The organism is Rhizobium tibeticum, from assembly GCF_900110205.1.
In the GTDB taxonomy this organism is placed as follows: Bacteria; Pseudomonadota; Alphaproteobacteria; order Rhizobiales; family Rhizobiaceae; genus Rhizobium; species Rhizobium tibeticum.
Window position 1 is genome coordinate 1 of sequence record NZ_FOCV01000021.1, and the last position, 17951, is coordinate 17951.

The window sequence follows — 17951 nt, forward strand, 5'->3', positions numbered from 1 at the left end:
CATGCCGAAGCGGGCAAAGCAGAAGTTCTGACAAAGGGTGCTATTGCGAAACCGTCAACGCCGAAAGCGGTGGGCTGTTCGTCGCGCTCACGTTCTTTCGCAAGCGGTTCGGGAGTGTTGTCAGTGGCCAGGGCTAACAGCGAAACCCGGCTGGTCTGATCACGCGGCCTGTGCCAGCTCGTCGGCGATGACGGTGTCGAGGTTCAGGAAGCAGACCATGGTCTTTTCGAGCGCCACGATGCCGCGGCAGAAGGCGCGCTGTGCTTCCGGGATGATCTCAGGCGCCGGCTGCAGGTCTTCGCTCTTGATGGTCATCATATCAGATACCTGTTCGACCAACAGGCCGACCAGCTTGCCGGCAATGTCGGTGACGATGATGGCGGAGCGCTCGGACGGTTCCGTCATCTTCATGCCGAGTCGGCAGGCCATGTCGATGACCGGGATCACCGCACCGCGCAGGTTGATGAGACCAAGCACGTATGGCGGCGTGTGCGGCATCGGGGTCACTGGCGCCCAGCCGCGGATTTCGCGGATCGCCATAATGTCGATGCAGAATTCCTGCTCGCCGAGGTGGAACGAGACGATCTCGAGATGCGAGCCGGTCTGGTTGATGACGGTGTTGTTCATGATCAGAATTCTTCCCAGTTGTCTCCGGCCGGTGCGGCCATGGCTCTGGCGGTTGCGCCGCCGCTGAATGCGCCCGCGACCTTGCCGATCAGGCTTCGTGCGGGAGATGGTTTCGGATGCGAGACTGCGGTGGCTTCCCGCGGCGTGGAACGGGCATTCATGCCTTCGCCGATCTTGAACGTCTGGATCAGGTGGATCAGGCTGTCGGCATCGGTGGCGAGCGCGTGGCTTGCAGCGTTCGTCTCTTCCACCATGGCCGCGTTTTTCTGCGTGACCTGGTCCATCTGACTGATGGCCGTGTTGATTTCGTTCAATCCTGTGGATTGTTCGCGTGCAGAGGTTACGATTGACTTAACGTGTTCGTCGATGTGCAAAACATCGTCGCCGATCTCGCGCAAGGCTTCGCCGGCTGCCGTCACGAGTTCACCGCCAGCCTTCACCTCAGCCCCGGTGCGGCACCCGCTGCGCGGCCGGCGAGTTCGCGTACTTCCTGCGCGACGACCGCAAAGCCCTTGCCGGCCTCGCCCGCACGCGCCGCCTCGACGCCGGCGTTGAGGGCGAGGAGATTGGTCTGGAAGGCGATCTCGTCGATGACGTTGATGATCGTTCCGATCTCGCGAGAGGCGGCCGTGATTCGCTCCATGGCCGCCATGGCATCGGTGACGACGATGTCTGATTTCGCGGTGTTCTGGCGGGTATGGGCGACCATGTGGCCGACTTCTTCGGCGCGGCTGGTGGCGCTGCGAACCGTTGCCGTAATCTGATCGAGTGCGGCAGAGGTCTCCTCGAGCGATGCCGCTTGCTGCTCCGTGCGCTTTGCGAGGTCGTCCGCAGCTGAGCGCATCTGCCGGCTGTTTGCCTGGATGGACGCGCCGTTCTGGGAGATCCCGGCCATCGTCTGGCGGAGCGTTGCCGTCGTCTCATTGAAGTCGCTGCGCAGGCGCTCCAGTTCCGGCTTGAACGGCTGATCGATGGTGACCGTCATGTCACCGCCAGCCAGCCGTGTGAGGCCCTGGCCAAGCGCATTTACTGCATTATTGAGCGCTTCGGCATCTGCCAGTTTTGCCGTTTCGCGGCTGCGACGCTCGGCATCGCTCTGCTGACGCTCGCTTTCGCTTCGCGCCTGGAGTTCCTGCTTCTCGATTGCGGCAAGGCGAAAGCTCTCCGCCGCGCGCGCCATGTCGCCGATCTCATCGCCACGTTCGGCGGCGGGGACGTGGCTATTGAGATCGCCACGCATGATCGCCTGCATGCTCTTGCGTACGCCCTCGATGCCGCGGCGAATCGAGCCGCCGTGGATGTACTGCAGGATCGCCATCGTCACGATAGCGACGATGCCAAGTGCAAGCTGGATGTGGATCGCTCGCTGCGAGATCGCATTGGCTTCGTCGATTTTCCTCTTGGCGAATTCGCCGCCTTGGCGCGCGAACGTATCCAGTGTCGCGCCCACCTTTTCGCCGCCACCGTCGATGGCGTCATCTAGTCTGTCGAATTCACTGTCAGGCGCCGCAGATTCGACGGCAGCCTTCAGGTCTTCGACGATATTCTGTCCGAGCGTCGCCACGTCTGCATCATACGTGGAGAGCAGGTTTCCCGCGTTTAGCTCTTCTGCGAGGCGGTGCATTTCCTTGGAACTGCTCTGTAGCTCGCCGATTGCTTCGTTCATTAGTTTAAGGCGTTCGGGTATCACGGCGCGATCGCCGCGATCGACGATAGTGTCCATGGCGGCGAGAATTAGGGTGAGATTTGCGGTGCGCAGCTCGTTGATGTGATCGACGCTAGCCTGGATCTCGTTGGCGTGCCTCAGAGCGGCGTCGGCGCTCGAATTCTGGTACCAGCCGACTCCAAGCATCGCGCCGAAGCCGATGAATGCCGCACCGGCCAGCGTTCCGAGCCTCTGGCCAACGGAGAGGCTCTTGCGCACTTTCATATCAGTCATGTGACGATCATCCCCTCCGCGATGAGACGCGGCATCTATCTTGCGCTCACGCGGATAGCCGGGGTCGAAATGCCAGGCAGACGTCATGTCACGAGAACGGCGACCGTTCTATCCATTGCTAAATATAGATATGCATTTTTAAGTATTTGCTAACCCTCAAAGATTGTAGGTTACCTTTGTTGCGTCGAATATGTATTTGTAAATGCTGGATTTTCCTATTTTGATTGCGCCTTTTCCGTGTGCTGGTGGGGCAATCGGTCGCCGCCTGAAAAACATCTTGTTGAATTGCACCGTGAAGGACGAGGCGATATCACCCGGAAACGGGAATGGTCCCGATCTCAGAGGGTCGATCGATGAAGACTGTCCGCATTGCGGTCTGGGTTGCGGTGCTGGTGATGGCCGGAATTCTCGGCTGGCTGACGCTCAATGTGACGAAGACAAAAGAGGCCGTATCCGAAGGACCGTTCGGCGTGCCATTCACGCTTGTCGCCCAGAACGGTCAGCCAATCACGGAGCAGGCCTTCCGCGGCAAGCCGACGGCGCTCTTCTTTGGCTTTACCCATTGCCCGGAAGTATGTCCGACAACGCTGTTCGAAATGAACGGTTGGCTGGAGAAGGTCGATCCGGAGGGCAAGAAGCTTCAGGCCTATTTCGTCACTGTCGATCCGGAGCGCGATACGCCTGACGTCATGAACCAGTACGTCTCCAATGTCTCCAAGCGCATTGTCGGTATCACCGGCGCTCCCGACAAGGTTGCCGACGTCATCAAGGGCTACCGCGTCTACGCCAAGAAGGTTCCCGTGGACGAGGGCAATCCGAACGGTGACTACACTATGGACCACACGGCCTCGGTCTTCCTGCTCGATTCGACAGGGCGGTTCTCCGGTACCATCGCCTATGGCGAAAATCCCGATACGGCTGTAAAGAAACTGGAGAACCTCGTCAGCAAGGGATGACGGCATGGCGTCAGGGCATCGCAGCATCTTGATCGCCGGGGCCGGCGCGACCGGCCTGGCTGCTGCCCTCGAACTTGCCCGACGCGGGTTCCTTCCGCGTATCGTCGACAGCGACGCCGGGCCCGTGCCGCTGACGGAAAGCCGTGCGCTCGGCATCAATGCCAGAACGCTGACGCTTCTTTCGCCTTCGCGCGTGGCGGACACGATCCTGCAGGAGGCGCAGCGGATTGCGCACTTCCGCATCGTCTCCAAGGGCAGACTGCTTGCCGACATCGACACGACGAGGGTTCCCGGCCCCTACAGCGCAATCCACGCGCTGGCACAGGGGCATACCGAGCGGCTGCTGCTGGGCAAGCTTTCCGACTATGAGGTTGCTCCCGAGTGGCAAACCGCGGTGGAGACGGTCTCCGGGGATCTTTCGAAGCCGCGGGTAACGCTACGGAAGGCAGATGGATCAGTCGAAACGGCGGATTTCGATATCGTGGTCGCTGCCGACGGCGCCCATTCGGCCGTGCGCAGGGCTGTCGGCATCGGCTTTCCCGGGCAGGCGCTCGAGAGCAGCTTCTATCTGGCGGACTTTCGTTATGCTGTGCCGATCGATCCCGGTTTTGCCGAGATCAGCCTGTTCGATCCAGGCATGATCGGGCGTCTGCCTGTCACGCGCGATGTGCTGCGCTACATCTCAACGCTTCCCGATTTCGAGAGCCGAATCCAACATCCCGCGCCGGTCGCCGAGCGCGTCTGGGCGTCCGATTTCCGCATTCATTTCCGCCACGTCGCCATGATGGCAAGGGGCAATGTGTTTCTTGCCGGCGACGCAGCGCATATTCATTCGCCGGCCGGTGCGCGGGGGATGAACCTTGGCATCGAGGACGCGTGCTGGCTGGCCTGGCTCATCTCGGAAGGGCGGGAGCGTGAATATGCGGGTCTCAGGATGCCGGCGGTGAAGACGGTGTTGAAGCAGACCCATCAACTGACATCGCTTATTACCATGAAGCATCCGGTGGCGATCGCGTTCCGCAATCTTGCCGTCCCCTTACTTTTGCGAATACCCGCGTTCCGACAAAAATTGCTTCACGGCGTTTCCGGATATGATACGCAGTCGCCGCCCTGGATCGATGGCGCACTATAGAAGAAAGACCGCTTGTGAGTGAAATACGCCTTTATGTGACGACGACCGAAGTGCAGGCAGGAGAGATTCTGGACCTGCTGTCCGATGTCTTCGGCGAAGAAGACTTCGCAATCGCGACCACCGAGATCGATGAGAAGAAGGATATTTGGGAAGCCTCGGTCTACATGATGCGCGAAGACGAACTGCAGGTTCGCGCGCGCGTCGAGGAAGCGCTGAAGGTGAGCTTTCCCGAGGCCAAAGTCGAGCGCGAAGTGATTCCCGATGTCGATTGGGTGGCGAAGTCGCTTGAAGGGCTAAAGCCGGTTCGGGCGGGGCGCTTTCTCGTCCACGGATCGCACGACCGCGACAAGGTGCGCTCCGGCGACATTGCGATCGAGATCGATGCCGGCCAGGCTTTCGGTACCGGTCATCACGGCACGACGGCTGGCTGCCTGGAGACGATCGACACTGTCTTGCGCTCCCGCCGGGTGAGAAATGCGCTCGACCTCGGGACTGGCAGCGGCGTTCTGGCGATTGCCGTCAGGAAGCTGCGGAATATTCCTATTCTAGCAACGGATATTGATCCGATCGCGACACGGGTCGCTGCCGAGAACGTTCGGCGCAACGGCATCGCGTCGGGCATCGCCACCGAGACGGCGCCCGGGTTTCACTCCACCGCCTTTGTCGCGCATGGCCCCTTCGATCTGATCATCGCCAACATCTTGGCGCGACCCCTCATCAAGATGGCACCGCAGCTCGTGAACCATTTGGCGCCAGGAGGCTCGGTCATTCTCTCCGGTATTCTGGCCGCGCAGCGCTGGAAGGTGCTGGCCGCCTATAACGGTGCGCACTTGCGGCACGTCCGCACGATCTGGCGCAATGGCTGGGTGACGATCCATCTCGATCGTCCTTGAGGCGAGACAAAAGAAAAGGCGGTGCCAATGGCACCGCCTTTGGACCAGTTTCCCGGTCAATGCCCGCGAGCTCGAAGGAGGAGGAGCGCTCGAGCGGGCTCTACTGGTTCTGATCGCCGGCCCGATGAGGGAGGAGGAGAACGGAGCGGCGAGTTGCTCAGAACGCGTAGCTGGTTGCAACCTGGCGGCGCGTAACCTTCTGGCCGACGCCCAGCAGATTGAGGGTGTCCTCATTCAGCGGGCGGCGTGAGCCGATGACGTGACGCACAGTCTGGCGTTCGCCAGCCTGCACCGGGCTGCTATAAGCGAAGCGCGACAGAGGGGCAGTCATATCAAAATTCCTTTTGTTTCGTTTCAGGTTCGTCTCGAACCGGTCTGATGGCGCCTATATAGCGATTTAGAAAAGTCGAGGGAGAGGGTTTCGTTCATGGGAGCCATGCGTGGAATGCATAAAGCGTGCCAATTTGTGAATGGGCGCCTCATTTCCGCCGGATTGTTGCGCCGCTTTCGCTCACACGTCACGTCGCGAATTCTCGTATTCGTCTGAGATTCCGATAACATAGACGCGTCTTTCGCAGCGGATTCGTCCAAGAAACCGGGTTATTGAGCATGTTCCAGTCTTTCGAAGTCACCTCGACGCCACAATTCGGCCGCGATCGCGTCTCGGCCTTGCGCGCAAGTTTTGACGCGCTTGATATCGACGCGTTTCTTGTGCCGCGCGCCGACGAGTTCAACGGCGAATATGTGCCGGCTTGCGCGGAGCGCCTGTCGTGGTTGACCGGCTTCACAGGATCGGCGGGCGTCGCGCTGGTAACGCGTTGCGAGGCGATCGTCTTCGTGGACGGGCGCTACGTGACACAACTTGCCGAGCAAGTGGACAACTCCGTCTTCACTGGTGGAGATCTTGTGAACGAGCCGCCTCATGCCTGGCTTGCCAACAACGGCTCCAGGGGCTTGCGTGTCGGCATCGATCCCTGGCTCCATTCGGGAGCAGAGGTGAGGCGGCTTGAAAAGGCGCTTGCCGAGATTGGCGGTTCGCTCGTTGTCCTGCCCCACAATCCTTTGGACAAGCTCTGGAGCGACCGGCCGCCGGAGCCGCTGGGGCAGGTGATGATCCAGAACATCGTCCAGGCGGGCGTGCTCGCGACGGAGAAGATAGCAACCATCACCGCCGATCTTGCAACGAAGAATCTCAAGGCGGCGCTGATTGCGGATCCGTCTTCAGTCGCCTGGATCTTCAATATTCGCGGTACCGATGTGCCGCACACGCCGCACCCGCTGGCGCGAGCAATCATCTATGCCGACGGCAACGCCGATCTCTTCCTCGACAAGCGCAAGACCGGCATCGAGGCCGAAGCCTACCTCGCGCAGATGTGCGTACAGCTTCCGCCCTCGGAACTCGAGAAGAAGCTCGCGGCTGTCGCGAAGGATGGCGGTAAAGTTCTGGTCGATCCGGACCTGACCTCGTATGCCCTGGCGGAAATCATTCGCAAGGCAGGCGGTGAGGTCGCAGAGGGCAACGATCCTGCCAAGTTGCCGCGGGCGGTCAAGAACAACGTCGAGATCAACGGCTCCGCGGCCGCGCACCTCCAGGATGGAGCGGCGATGGTCGAGTTTCTCTGCTGGCTCTCGCAGACGAAGCCCGGGACCGTGAACGAGATCGAAATGGCGCAAAAGCTGGAAGCAGTGCGCGGCCGCGTCGGCGAAAGCATGCAGAACCCGTTGAAGGACATTTCCTTCGATACGATCTCCGGTGCCGGCGAACATGCCGCAATCATGCACTATCGTGTGACGACAGAAACGAACCGCAACCTGGAAGCCGGCGAGCTCTTCCTGATCGATTCCGGCGCCCAGTACATCAACGGTACGACCGACATTACCCGTACCGTTGGTATCGGCGCGGTCACCGAGGAGCACAAACGCTTCTTCACGCTGGTGCTGAAGGGGATGATCCAGATCAGCACCGCACGTTTTCCCAAGGGTACGCGTGGTTGCGATCTCGATCCGCTCGCCCGCATAGCGCTCTGGCGGGCCGGCGTCGACTTCGCCCATGGCACCGGCCATGGCGTCGGCTCCTATCTTTCGGTGCATGAAGGTCCGCAGCGTATCTCGAGGCTTTCAACGCAGGAGCTGCTGCCCGGGATGATCCTTTCGAACGAACCGGGCTACTACCGCCCCGGCGCCTTCGGTATCCGGATCGAGAACCTGATCTATGTGCGCGAGGCCGAGGCGATCGACGGCGGCGACATGCCGATGCTGGGCTTCGAGACCCTGACCTTCTGCCCAATCGACCGCAGTCTGGTCATTCCCGAACGTCTCACGCACGACGAGCTGCGTTGGTTCAACGGCTATCATGAGCGCACCCGCGACGCGCTGATGCCGCTGATCCACGACCACGACGTCAAGGCGTGGCTGGAAAATGCGACGCTGCCGCTGGAATATTAAGCGCGGCGGCCTTGCTCGCCGCCGGTGGCGTCACATGCCGATCGTGTGACGCCAGCCCATGACGACGAGCCAGGCGGCAATCAGCATCCAGGTGTGCGAGATCCGCAAGCCGACGAGGAGCGCGACGAGCAGGGCCAGTTTCGAATCCCAGCCGCCGGTGAAGAAGGCCGGGGCGACAAGCGTCGTCAAGACCGCGGCAGGGACTGCGGCAAGCGCGGCCTCCATGCGCGGCGGAATGCGCTTCATCGTGGTGATGAGGATATAGCCGCCAATGCGGGTCGCGTAGGTTGCAACCGCCGCAGCAGCGATCACGAGTGCCATATGAAGATCGAAGGCCATCGTCACACCTCGTGAAGATCGGATTCGAGTTCCTGTTCACGAGGCGGGGGCGGGAACAGGGCGGCAAGGATGATGCCCGCCGCGGCACCCAGGCTGACGTGCCAAGGCGAGCCGACATAGTGATAGGCGATAACAGAGGCGACCGCGCTGACGGCGGCAACCGGCAGGAAATTGTCGCGATGACGGAAGTCAAGGACGATACCGAGGAAATAGGCCGGCAGCAGGATGTCCAGTCCGATCGATTTCGGGTCGCCGATGAAGCTGCCGAGCAGGCCGCCGAGCAGGCTGACCAAGACCCAGAGTATGTAGATGATGATGCCAAAGCCGAGATACCAGACAAAGGTGACCGGCTTGCCTGATTCGCCGCGTTTTGCCGTTTCCGCAAACTGGGGATCGACCAGCAGGAAAAAGGTGAAGAATTTCTGGATCGGAGAGAAGTGTTTGATGTAAGGCGCGATTGCCGCCGAATAGAGGACATGGCGAAAGTTGACAGCCAGGATGGAGGCGACGATCAGCCACGCCTGGACGTTGTGACCAAAGAGCTCGATGCCGACCATCTGGCTCGCGCCGGCATAGACCGTGGCACTCATGAAGGTCACTTCTGCAAGCGACATGCCGTTATCGACCGCCAGTGCTCCGAACAAAGCCCCGAACGGGGCCGAGGCCAGCGCAACGGCTGAACCACCGCGCAAACCGTCGAAAAAATCAGCGCGACTCATCGGCGACAATCCTTCTGGAATTTTGCCCCCGTCTAAGGATGGGCGGTATCTGCCGCAAGCAAATTTCCTTGATTGAACGATCGATTTCGCTGAACCATGCACGCGTGGCCGATGGCCGTTCGGGAGAGAGAACATGAATCAGATCGAATTTTCGAAGGAAGAGAAGGCCGAGCTCATTGCACGGATCCAGCATTATTTCGACAGCGAGCTGGACCAGCCGATCGGCCTCCTCAAAGCGGAGTTCGTTCTCGAATTCTTTGCGAAGGAAGTTGGCGCCGCCTATTACAAGAAGGGGCTTGAAGACGCGCAGGCCGCCCTCGCCAGACGCATGGATGACTTTTCCGAGGACGTCTATCAGTTGCAGCGCAATGCGACGGAGTGATCAGCCTTCCAGAACCTGCCGGCTGGTGACGATGTCGATGCCATGCTCGCGCATCTCCTCGATCGCAGCCGTGACGCCTTCGGGGGTGATACCGCGGCTGGCATCTTCGACAAAGCGAACCCGCACACCCGGCATCATCTCGATGGCGTCCAATGCCGAGAACTTCACGCAATAGTCGGTTGCGAGACCGCAAACATCGAGTTCCCCGACATCCTGGCCTTCGAGAAAATCGGCGAGCCCCGTCAGCGCGTCCTGATCATTGTCGCGAAAGGCGGAGTAGCTGTCGACGTTGCGATTCTCACCCTTCTGCAGGATGAGATCGATCTTCCCGATCTTGAGGTCTGGATGCAGTTCCGCGTCCGGCGTACCCTGGACGCAATGATCCGGCCACATCATCTGCGGCTTGCCGGACAGTGTGCCGACTTCGAATGGCTTCATACCGGGATGAGAGGAGGCGAAACTGCCGTGGTCGGGCGGATGCCAGTCCTGGGAGGCGATGATCAGGTCGTATTTGCCGCTCTCGATCAGCCGGTTTGCGATGGGAACCACGTCGTCGCCGTCCGGTACAGCGAGGTTGCCGCCCGGGCAAAAGCCATTCTGAATATCGACTAGAAGCAAGGCTTTCATCGGTGCGACTCCCTGGATTTTGCACTGCACCATGCCAAGGGCTAAGGGATGGCGCAAGCGCCAAGACGCTTCGCCGCAGGGCGGCGAAGCGAGCCTTGAAAAGGTCAGGTTGGCCGGTGCCCCTTCAGCCCATAAAAGGCGATGTAAGCATAGCACAGAACCGGCATGAGGAAGGCGAGATGTATGCCGACGTTGTCGGCAAGGGCGCCCTGAACCAGCGGCAGCAGCGCGCCGCCGACGATGGCCAGGCAAAGGATTCCGGAGCCTTGACTGGTATATTTTCCGAGACCGTACAGCGCCAGGCTGAAGATCGTCGGGAACATGATCGAATTGAAGAGGCCGATTGACAGCACGGACCACATGGCCACATGACCGCCGGAGAAGACGGTGAGCAGCAGCAACAGGATCACTGCGACTGCATTGAAGGCCAATGCCTTGCCGTCATTGACGTAGCGCATCACGACAGCGCCAACGAAGCGGCCGATCATCGCACCGCCCCAGAAATAGGACACGTGATGAGCGGCCTCGGCTTCCGAAAAGCCGGCAATGTCCGGCTGGCTCATGAAGTTGACGAGGAAGCTGCCGATGCTGACTTCTGCGCCGACATAGAGGAAGATGCCGACCGCGCCGAGCACCAGATGGCGATACTGCCAGGCCGAGCCGCCGCCGGTAATCGGCTCGATGTCTTCGGCGCCTTCGACGTGCGGTAGCTTCAGGGCTGCAAAGAGCGCTGCCAGCAACAGGAAGGCGACCGCCAGCATCATGTAGGGAAGCCTCACGGCGCCGGCTTCTGCTAGTCTCAGAGCATCCAATTGTTCGGGTGTCGCGCCGGCAACGGCGGCCGTCGCAGCGGACAGGATCAGGAACGCGCCGAACATCGGGGCAAGCGTGGTGCCGAGCGAATTGAAGGCCTGTGTCAGCGTCAGGCGGCTTGCAGCCGTGTCTGGCGGGCCGAGCACCGTGACATAGGGGTTCGCTGCCACCTGCAGCAAGGTGATCCCGGTTGCCAGCACGAATAAGGCGCCGAGGAAGAGTGCGTAGACACGGTAACTCGCCGCCGGAATGAAGAGCGCGCAGCCGATGGCCGAGATGACGAGGCCCGCTACAATGCCCCACTTGTAGCTGATCCGCTTGACGAGCGCGCCGGCGGGGAGGGAGACGATAAAGTACGCGCCGAAGAAGCAAAGTTGGATCAGCATCGATTGCGTGTAGTTCAGCTGGAAGACGTTCTTCAGGTGCGGAATGAGAATGTCGTTCAGGCAGGTAATGAAGCCCCACATGAAGAACAGCGATGTCAGGGCCACAAGGGCAAACTGATAATTCGCTACTGGGGAAGTCGATGCCGGGCGTGTCGTCGCGGCATTGTTGGTGATGATACCAGCCACTGTCTTGTACCTCTTGTTCTTGTTTGCGCCGGAAATTTTCCGTTGAAGCCGTCGAAACGACGGGTCGGCGGTGGCTCGGCAGGGCGCTTTGGGAGGAAGCATGCAGCAAGCCACGAGGCTTCATATATCCGTTTGAAACAGAATTGGTAGCATGCAATCGATTTTTATTGTGCGTCGCGATATGCGCTTCGCCATTGCGAACACGCATCTAGGGGCTTTCACGCTGGCGTCACTGAAGGCCGGGGCGGGCGTTTTGGCAGTGTTCAGGCGGCCGAGGCGGACTTTTCGTTCGTGGCCGCGATGCCCTGTTCGTCTGGCTTGCGGCTGGCGTGGTAGGCGCGTTTGTGCGTGTACATGGCAATATCGGCACGCCGCACCATCGACTCCATTGTTTCGCCGGGCTCGCTTGTCGCGACACCGAGCGAAATGCTGAGCGGAGCATTGGAGTAGAACTGGTTGTTGATCTTGAGGAGTTCGCCGATGGTCTCGACCATCGTCACGGCAGCCAGCTTGTCGGCACCAGGCATCAGCACTGCAAATTCATCGCCGCCGATGCGGGCCGCATGATTGGGTTGTGCGGCAGCGCCGTTCAAAACCTCGCCAAGGCGGCGCAACAGTGCATCGCCGGCATCATGTCCGAGCTGGTCATTTGCCTCCTTCAAGCCGTTGAGATCGATGATGACAGCAGAGACCGGACGCAGCGACTTGCGCTCGAGCCGATTTAATTCGTCGGCATAGAAGGCGCGATTGTGCAGCTTGGTCAGCACGTCGTGCTTGCCGAGATATTCGAGATAGGCCTCCGCCTTCTTGCGTGCGGTGATGTCGGTGAGCGCCACTTGCACGAGTGCCCAGTCGGCTTCGTGACCGGGAAGGACGGAGAATTGCAGGAGGACGTAGCGCTCCGAGCCGTCAAGCGCGTAGTTGATGACCTCGCGCTGGTGGAAAAGCCTGCCGTTCCACAGTTCGATCAGCTGTTCGCGGAAGTGTTTTTCCATATCGTCCCGAAAGACTTCGCCGATGCGTTGCAGAAGTGTGTGACGGTCGGGCGCGCAGAACAGATCGAGGGTCGCCTGATTAACGTCGATGACCCGGATTTCGCTCATGCACTGGCGCACGAACTCAGGATGGACATCGGTGAAGACCCTGAAATCGTCGATGCCGCGATCGGAGACATTCTCCAGCAGCAGCTTGATCCGGCTGAAATCCTCAACCCAGAGGGAGACCGGCGAATGCTCGAAAATGCCTTCGGCGTAGCGGCGGTTTTCGCGCTCCTTGCGACGCGCTTCCTCGCGCGCCGTGACATCGTCCGTCGTCAGCATCACCTGCGCCAACGACTGCTCGTGGCCCGGCAGCACCGAGCCGCGCAACTGGATATCGAGCCGGCGTCCGGACAGCGTGTAGTTGACGGCGCTGCTGGTGAACTCTGTCTTGCCCTCCCAGAGTTCGGCCAATTCGTTGACGTGGCTTTCGAGCATCTCATCGCGAAACACGGAACCGAGATTCGCGACGAGGTGGTCGAGGTCGTTGGCCTCGAAGAGTTCCAATGTCTTGCGGTTGACGCGCAGAACGCGGATCAGCCGCGAGCAGGACGCGACGCGTGTTGTGTCGTCTCCCAAGTAGGCCCGAATGTCGACGACGCCTTCGGCGCGCCAGCGGTCGAATTGTGCCTTGACCCCGCTGAAATCCTCGATCCACATCGCGATTGGTGACAGATCGAAGATATCGGAATCGCTCATGACAGGACTTTCGATTTTGGCGTTACCTGTGGAGGCACAGCACTATTTGATCGATCTTTAGGAGTGATTCGTTAACCTTCGCTTGACGCGGCGTTGTTGGTGGCCCGCCGCGACGCTGACCGCTCTCATGCGAGGTGCCATTGACGCCCGCACGATCCGACCAATCTTCCTTCGCAGAAGAGATCGCGGCTTCAAGGGCGCGAAAGAGCAACAATGGTGAGTAGCGTTCAGAGTATTGGGTCGTCATGCTTGTGATGATCTTCCTTGCTGTGGGATCCATGTCTTACTGGCAAGGCTGGCTGTTTCTCGCGAATTTCTGCGGCTGGTGCGCGGCTCTCACGGCGTATTTTGTCAAGCGCGACCCGGCGTTGGTCCGGCAGCGTTTGAGCGTCGGACCGGGTGCGGAACGGGAGCCATCGCAAAAGCGGATACAACTCTTAAACAGTATCGCAATCATAGCGCTTTTCGTTGTCTCGGCGCTCGATTGCAGGTTCGGTTGGTCCGGCACCATTCCTGTCGCTGTCGTGCTTCTCGGCAATGTATTGATCGCCCTCGGCTTCGTCGGGTGCTTCTTCGTCTTCCGGCAGAATTCCTTCGCCGCGGCAACGGTGCACGTAACGCAAGAGCAGCGGGTGATCTCGACAGGGCTCTACGGTATGGTGCGCCATCCCATGTATGCCTCAGTGTTGCCGATGTTCCTCGGCGTGCCCTTGGCGCTGGGCTCCTATTGGGGCATGCTTGTGGTACTCCCGGTCCTTGGCGGTCTCGTCGCGCGGCTGCTCGACGAGGAGAACCACCTTGTGAAGCAATTGCCCGGCTATGCCGACTACCGCGAGAAAGTCAGATGGCGTCTTTTCCCTCGCCCCTGGTAACCGAAGGACATCCTGCGCAAGCTGGTGAGGCGATTGCGATCGTTATCGCACCAAGTTGATGGAGGGCGCAGTGGCTATCAGTGTCGTTCAATTGGGTTCGGCGCGGGCTGCTGGCGAGGGGGTGCGCATCGGCACCGTCCGCCGACCGCCGCGGGGTGTGCCGAAGGAGGAATTTTCCAGCCGCAACTATTATGACGTCTGGCTGCCGATCCTTTCGCCGAGCCAGGCCCTGGTGAGCGAAGCGAAGGCGGCGACCACGGACGCCGAATGGGCAGCGTTTGTGCGCAGCTTCAGGAAGGAAATGAAAGTGCCGGAGGCGAGCCACGTGCTCGACCTGCTCGCCACGCTTTCGCATGCCAGCCATTTTTCAATCGGCTGTTACTGCGAGAATGAAAGCAGATGCCATCGCAGCGTATTGCGGCGCCTGCTTGAAGAGCGGAATGCAACGTTTGCGGCGGAATCCTGCGCCTAGCGCCCGCGTCGCATTGCGGCGAGCTGCGGCCTTGCTCACTCCGGGAATTTCTGCCTTTCTTTGCGAGATGATCACCCGGAGCCCAAGCCATGACCGAGCCCGGTCCAGAGGAGAAGATCGACGCGACATTCCGCAACGGCTCGCTAACAGCAGCCGGCATCATTCTCGGCTTTTCCTTGAGCTTCATAAGTCGCTGGGTCTCCAATCCGAACGATTGGAGCCGGATAGACATCTTTCCGATGCTGCTGCTCACTGTGGGGATAGCCCTACAAGTCAAGGTTTTCGCCGACCTCTTGGCTCGGGATTCGCTGATTGCTACCAAATATGATCGGGCCAGACGGCTGTTTCTGATCGGCATCGCGGTCGTCGCGGCCGGGATCGGGCTGGCATTGATCAATGACATACTGGGACTGGGATCGATGCCGATCCTGGGGTGAGCGGGCGCCACGCCCGCTCCGCGAGTTCGCATTTGCTCGGTCGTCGCGGCAAGCGTTTGGTATCAGGTCCCGAGGATGATCTTATCGCAAGCAAATGCAATGGTCGGACCGATCAAGACGACGACCATAAGCGAGGCTGCGATCAGCGATAGCGAACAGTGTTTCATCTGCGTCCTCCTTCTCACCACCAATCAGTGCGCGTGGGGGTCCAGCGTGCGGGAGGGGGAGGACGATAAGCGAAGTCACGAATGGGTGAGGAAAGCGGTGCGATAGTTCGCGCCATCCCTGTGTTGTGTGAGTTATCCGAGCTTGGCGAACAGGCTGATTTCCGCCCTACGAAACCCGCTCCACAAACCCATCGAGCACTCTCTTCTGGCCAGCCCGGTCAAAATCGATGGTCAGCTTGTTGCCCTCGATCTCGATGATGTTGCCGTTGCCGAATTTCAAGTGGAACACGCGGTCTCCGGTCTTGAATTTCGAGGGCTCGGTCGCTGTGGATTTTGCCACCAGTTCGCCATCGATGGTGCGGCCGCGCGGGCCGCTTTCGCCGTAGCCGATGCGCTCCACGGCGTGGCCGGAACGGGTGCCCCAGTTGTCGCGGGTGGCGTCCGTCTTGTTCTGCTGCGCGCGCTTCCAGCCCGGCGTCGAATAAGAGTTGGCGAAGGGATCGGCCTTATCGAAGCGCGATTGGCCGTAGCCGCCGCGACCATAGCCGCCGTAGCTCTGCTCGGCTTCCGCCACTTCGACATGCGTTTCCGGCAGTTCATCGAGAAAACGCGACGGGATGGTGGATTGCCAGAGACCGTGGATGCGTCGGTTGGAGACGAACCAGATGTGGCAGCGGTGCTTGGCGCGGGTGATGCCGACATAGGCGAGGCGGCGTTCTTCTTCGAGGCCGGCGCGACCGCTTTCGTCGAGCGAACGCTGGTGCGGGAAGAGACCTTCCTCCCAGCCGGGCAGGAAAATGGTGTCGAACTCCAGGCCCTTGGCGGAATGCAGCGTCATGATCGACACGGCGTCGAGATTTTCATTCTGCTCGGCGTCCATGACCAGCGAGACGTGCTCGAGAAAGCCGCGCATCGACTCGAAGCTTTCCATCGAGCGGATCAGTTCCTTCAGGTTTTCGAGACGGGTCGGCGCGTCGGCCGACTTGTCGTTCTTCCACATGTCGGTATAGCCCGACTCTTCGAGGATCTGCTCGGCAAGCTCGGTATGGGGCGTATTTTCCAGCATTTCCTGCCAGCGGCGGAACGATTGGACGACGTCGAAGAGAGCCTTGCGAGCCTTCGGCTTCAACTCGTCGGTCTCGATCATGTCGGCGGCTGCCGCCAGCATCGGGATATCGCGGGCGCGAGCGTAATCGTGAAGGGCCCTCACAGTGGTGTCGCCGAGACCACGCTTCGGGGTGTTGATGATGCGCTCGAAGGCGAGGTCGTCGGCAGGCTGTGCGACGAGGCGGAAATAGGCCATGGCATCGCGGATTTCGAGGCGCTCGTAGAAGCGCGGGCCGCCAATCACGCGGTAGTTGAGGCCCAACGTCACGAAGCGGTCTTCGAATTCGCGCATCTGGAAGGAGGCGCGCACGAGGATCGCCATGTCGTTCAGCAGATGCCGCTTGCCATCGGGACCGCCGCGCTGAAGCTGCTCGATTTCCTCGCCGATTTCCCTGGCTTCCACTTCGGAATCCCAGGAGGCGTGCACCTGGACCTTGATGTCTTCGGGATCGCTCCGATCGGTGAAGAGCGTCTTGCCGAGGCGGCCTTCGTTGTGAGCGATCAGGTGGCCGGCCGCACCGAGGATATGTGCCGTCGAACGGTAGTTGCGCTCCAGCTTGATGACCTTGGCGCCCGGGAAATCCTTCTCGAAGCGCAGGATGTTGTCCACCTCGGCGCCGCGCCACCCATAGATCGACTGGTCGTCGTCGCCGACGCAGCAAACGTTCTGCGGCTCACCCTTGGGGCGCTGGGCAAGCAGGCGCAGCCACATGTACTGGGCGGTGTTGGTGTCCTGATATTCGTCGACGAGGATGTAGCGAAAGCGGCCGTGATACTCCTTGAGAAGATCCGGGTTCTTCCGGAAAATCGCGATCGGGTGCATCAAGAGATCGCCGAAATCGCAGGCGTTCAGCGTCGAAAGCCGTTGCTGGTAGGCGAAGTAGAGTTCGCGGCCCTTGCCGTTGGCGAAGGCGCGTGCGTCGCCTTCCGCGATGTCGCCGGGGCCGAGGCCCTTGTTCTTCCAGGTGTCGATCATGCCGGCGAACTGCTTGGCAGGCCATCGCTTGTCATCGAGACCTTCCGCCTGGATGAGCTGCTTGATCAGACGGACGACGTCGTCAGTATCGAGAATCGTGAAGTCGGAGCGCAGGCCGACCATTTCGGCATGGCGGCGCAGAAGCCTCACGCCGATCGAGTGGAAGGTGCCGAGCCAGGGCATACCCTCAACAGCGCCGCCGACGAGCAGGGCAATGCGCTCCTTCATCTCGCGGGCAGCCTTGTTGGTGAAGGTGACGGCGAGGATCTGCGAGGGGAATGCGCGGCCGGTGTTGAGGATATGGGCAATGCGCGTCGTGAGGACACGTGTCTTGCCAGTGCCTGCGCCCGCGAGCACGAGGACGGGGCCTTCCAGCGTTTCGACGGCTTCGGTCTGCTCGGGGTTCAAGCCGGAAAGGTAATCGGGGCGCCTGCCGCCATCTCGAGCGGCCAGGGCCCGGGCGGCGAGCCCTCCGGCGGCGGAAGCGGCAGGGGTCGGCTGCTTGCGTGGCGGCTCGCCCGGCTCTTCATCGAAGAAGGGGATATCGTCGAAACTATTGCTCATGGCGCGTAATGTAGTGATTCGGGATGGAAAGACCAGAAAAGATGTTCTGCTTTCATTCCCGGTCGGATGGCTGTCCTCAGCTTGGATCTGGCGTGAGACGGCAGCAACGGCAGCGAATTGCCGGCATGTGGGACGAGATTCGTCCCCGGCGGGACCGCATCCCTCATAAACGTCAG

The 17951-nt window shown here is 60.5% G+C and carries 16 protein-coding genes and 1 pseudogene; 8 read left to right on the plus strand and 9 right to left on the minus strand.

The features are described 5' to 3' along the window. Positions 1-159 precede the first annotated feature (159 nt). Both BSG20_RS21470 and BSG20_RS21475 read right to left on the minus strand, forming a co-directional pair. A complete protein-coding gene (locus BSG20_RS21470; RefSeq protein ID WP_018858340.1) occupies positions 160-627 on the minus strand; it encodes a chemotaxis protein CheW in 468 nt (155 codons plus the stop codon). Positions 628-629: 2 nt separating this feature from the next. Continuing rightward, positions 630-2566: pseudogene (locus BSG20_RS21475) on the minus strand (methyl-accepting chemotaxis protein). 353 nt (positions 2567-2919) lie between these two features. Here BSG20_RS21475 and BSG20_RS21480 point away from each other — a divergent pair. Genes BSG20_RS21480 through BSG20_RS21490 form a run of 3 tightly spaced genes read left to right on the plus strand, consistent with a single transcriptional unit; the run spans position 2920 to position 5547 of the window. Further along, positions 2920-3522, plus strand: a complete 603-nt coding sequence (locus tag BSG20_RS21480) for an SCO family protein (protein WP_072378412.1) — start codon at positions 2920-2922, stop codon at positions 3520-3522. Positions 3523-3526: 4 nt separating this feature from the next. Further along, the gene (locus BSG20_RS21485; RefSeq protein ID WP_072378380.1) at positions 3527-4654 is read left to right on the plus strand and encodes an FAD-dependent oxidoreductase; all 1128 of its coding nucleotides are present in this window, start codon (positions 3527-3529) and stop codon (positions 4652-4654) included. A gap of 14 nt (positions 4655-4668) precedes the next feature. Then, positions 4669-5547, plus strand: coding sequence for a 50S ribosomal protein L11 methyltransferase (locus tag BSG20_RS21490; RefSeq protein WP_072378379.1), 879 nt, complete (start codon positions 4669-4671; stop codon positions 5545-5547). A gap of 157 nt (positions 5548-5704) precedes the next feature. Here BSG20_RS21490 and BSG20_RS36580 read toward each other — a convergent pair whose 3' ends face one another. Further along, a complete protein-coding gene (locus BSG20_RS36580; protein ID WP_167371587.1) occupies positions 5705-5878 on the minus strand; it encodes a hypothetical protein in 174 nt (57 codons plus the stop codon). A gap of 278 nt (positions 5879-6156) precedes the next feature. Between BSG20_RS36580 and BSG20_RS21495 the strand changes: the two genes are divergently transcribed. Continuing rightward, entirely contained in the window at positions 6157-7992 is a 1836-nt protein-coding gene (locus BSG20_RS21495; RefSeq protein WP_072378378.1) for an aminopeptidase P family protein, read from the plus strand. A gap of 30 nt (positions 7993-8022) precedes the next feature. Here BSG20_RS21495 and BSG20_RS21500 read toward each other — a convergent pair whose 3' ends face one another. Together BSG20_RS21500 and BSG20_RS21505 are read right to left on the minus strand one after the other, a co-directional pair. Further along, positions 8023-8331 (minus strand): AzlD domain-containing protein, encoded by a 309-nt coding sequence (locus BSG20_RS21500; protein WP_072378376.1) that lies wholly within the window; start codon positions 8329-8331, stop codon positions 8023-8025. A gap of 2 nt (positions 8332-8333) precedes the next feature. Then, the gene (locus BSG20_RS21505; RefSeq protein WP_072378374.1) at positions 8334-9050 is read right to left on the minus strand and encodes an AzlC family ABC transporter permease; all 717 of its coding nucleotides are present in this window, start codon (positions 9048-9050) and stop codon (positions 8334-8336) included. A 133-nt stretch (positions 9051-9183) separates the two neighbouring features. On the opposite strand from BSG20_RS21505, the gene BSG20_RS21510 reads away from it, so the two are divergent. Continuing rightward, positions 9184-9432: a DUF2164 domain-containing protein gene (locus tag BSG20_RS21510; RefSeq protein WP_072378372.1), complete on the plus strand. Its 249-nt coding sequence runs from the start codon at positions 9184-9186 to the stop codon at positions 9430-9432. Here BSG20_RS21510 and pncA read toward each other — a convergent pair whose 3' ends face one another. The 3 genes from pncA to BSG20_RS21525 all read right to left on the minus strand — a co-directional run bounded on the left by pncA (position 9433) and on the right by BSG20_RS21525 (position 13180). Further along, a complete protein-coding gene (pncA, locus tag BSG20_RS21515) occupies positions 9433-10059 on the minus strand; it encodes a bifunctional nicotinamidase/pyrazinamidase (protein ID WP_072378370.1) in 627 nt (208 codons plus the stop codon). A gap of 104 nt (positions 10060-10163) precedes the next feature. Beyond that, positions 10164-11444: a sugar MFS transporter gene (locus BSG20_RS21520; protein ID WP_072378411.1), complete on the minus strand. Its 1281-nt coding sequence runs from the start codon at positions 11442-11444 to the stop codon at positions 10164-10166. 263 nt (positions 11445-11707) lie between these two features. After that, positions 11708-13180: a sensor domain-containing diguanylate cyclase gene (locus tag BSG20_RS21525; protein ID WP_072378367.1), complete on the minus strand. Its 1473-nt coding sequence runs from the start codon at positions 13178-13180 to the stop codon at positions 11708-11710. 278 nt (positions 13181-13458) lie between these two features. On the opposite strand from BSG20_RS21525, the gene BSG20_RS21530 reads away from it, so the two are divergent. The 3 genes from BSG20_RS21530 to BSG20_RS21540 all read left to right on the plus strand — a co-directional run bounded on the left by BSG20_RS21530 (position 13459) and on the right by BSG20_RS21540 (position 14961). Further along, the gene (locus tag BSG20_RS21530; RefSeq protein WP_244541375.1) at positions 13459-14052 is read left to right on the plus strand and encodes a methyltransferase family protein; all 594 of its coding nucleotides are present in this window, start codon (positions 13459-13461) and stop codon (positions 14050-14052) included. Positions 14053-14122: 70 nt separating this feature from the next. Further along, positions 14123-14524 carry a DUF488 domain-containing protein gene (locus BSG20_RS21535; RefSeq protein WP_072378409.1) on the plus strand — a complete coding sequence of 134 codons (402 nt, stop codon included), beginning with the start codon at positions 14123-14125 and terminating at the stop codon, positions 14522-14524. Between the two features lie 89 nt (positions 14525-14613). Next, positions 14614-14961, plus strand: coding sequence for a hypothetical protein (locus tag BSG20_RS21540; RefSeq protein WP_072378363.1), 348 nt, complete (start codon positions 14614-14616; stop codon positions 14959-14961). Between the two features lie 333 nt (positions 14962-15294). Here BSG20_RS21540 and BSG20_RS21545 read toward each other — a convergent pair whose 3' ends face one another. Next, a complete protein-coding gene (locus BSG20_RS21545) occupies positions 15295-17775 on the minus strand; it encodes an ATP-dependent helicase (protein ID WP_072378361.1) in 2481 nt (826 codons plus the stop codon). Positions 17776-17951: the final 176 nt, after the last annotated feature.

Coding starts and splice junctions, on each gene's coding strand:
- BSG20_RS21470 (WP_018858340.1), bottom strand. CDS start 627: ATGAACAACACCGTCATCAACCAGACCGGCTCGCATCTCGAGATCGTC.
- BSG20_RS36580 (WP_167371587.1), bottom strand. CDS start 5,878: ATGACTGCCCCTCTGTCGCGCTTCGCTTATAGCAGCCCGGTGCAGGCT.
- BSG20_RS21500 (WP_072378376.1), bottom strand. CDS start 8,331: ATGGCCTTCGATCTTCATATGGCACTCGTGATCGCTGCTGCGGCGGTT.
- BSG20_RS21485 (WP_072378380.1), top strand. CDS start 3,527: ATGGCGTCAGGGCATCGCAGCATCTTGATCGCCGGGGCCGGCGCGACC.
- BSG20_RS21525 (WP_072378367.1), bottom strand. CDS start 13,180: ATGAGCGATTCCGATATCTTCGATCTGTCACCAATCGCGATGTGGATC.
- BSG20_RS21480 (WP_072378412.1), top strand. CDS start 2,920: ATGAAGACTGTCCGCATTGCGGTCTGGGTTGCGGTGCTGGTGATGGCC.
- BSG20_RS21505 (WP_072378374.1), bottom strand. CDS start 9,050: ATGAGTCGCGCTGATTTTTTCGACGGTTTGCGCGGTGGTTCAGCCGTT.
- BSG20_RS21495 (WP_072378378.1), top strand. CDS start 6,157: ATGTTCCAGTCTTTCGAAGTCACCTCGACGCCACAATTCGGCCGCGAT.
- BSG20_RS21510 (WP_072378372.1), top strand. CDS start 9,184: ATGAATCAGATCGAATTTTCGAAGGAAGAGAAGGCCGAGCTCATTGCA.
- pncA (WP_072378370.1), bottom strand. CDS start 10,059: ATGAAAGCCTTGCTTCTAGTCGATATTCAGAATGGCTTTTGCCCGGGC.
- BSG20_RS21530 (WP_244541375.1), top strand. CDS start 13,459: ATGTCTTACTGGCAAGGCTGGCTGTTTCTCGCGAATTTCTGCGGCTGG.
- BSG20_RS21545 (WP_072378361.1), bottom strand. CDS start 17,775: ATGAGCAATAGTTTCGACGATATCCCCTTCTTCGATGAAGAGCCGGGC.
- BSG20_RS21540 (WP_072378363.1), top strand. CDS start 14,614: ATGACCGAGCCCGGTCCAGAGGAGAAGATCGACGCGACATTCCGCAAC.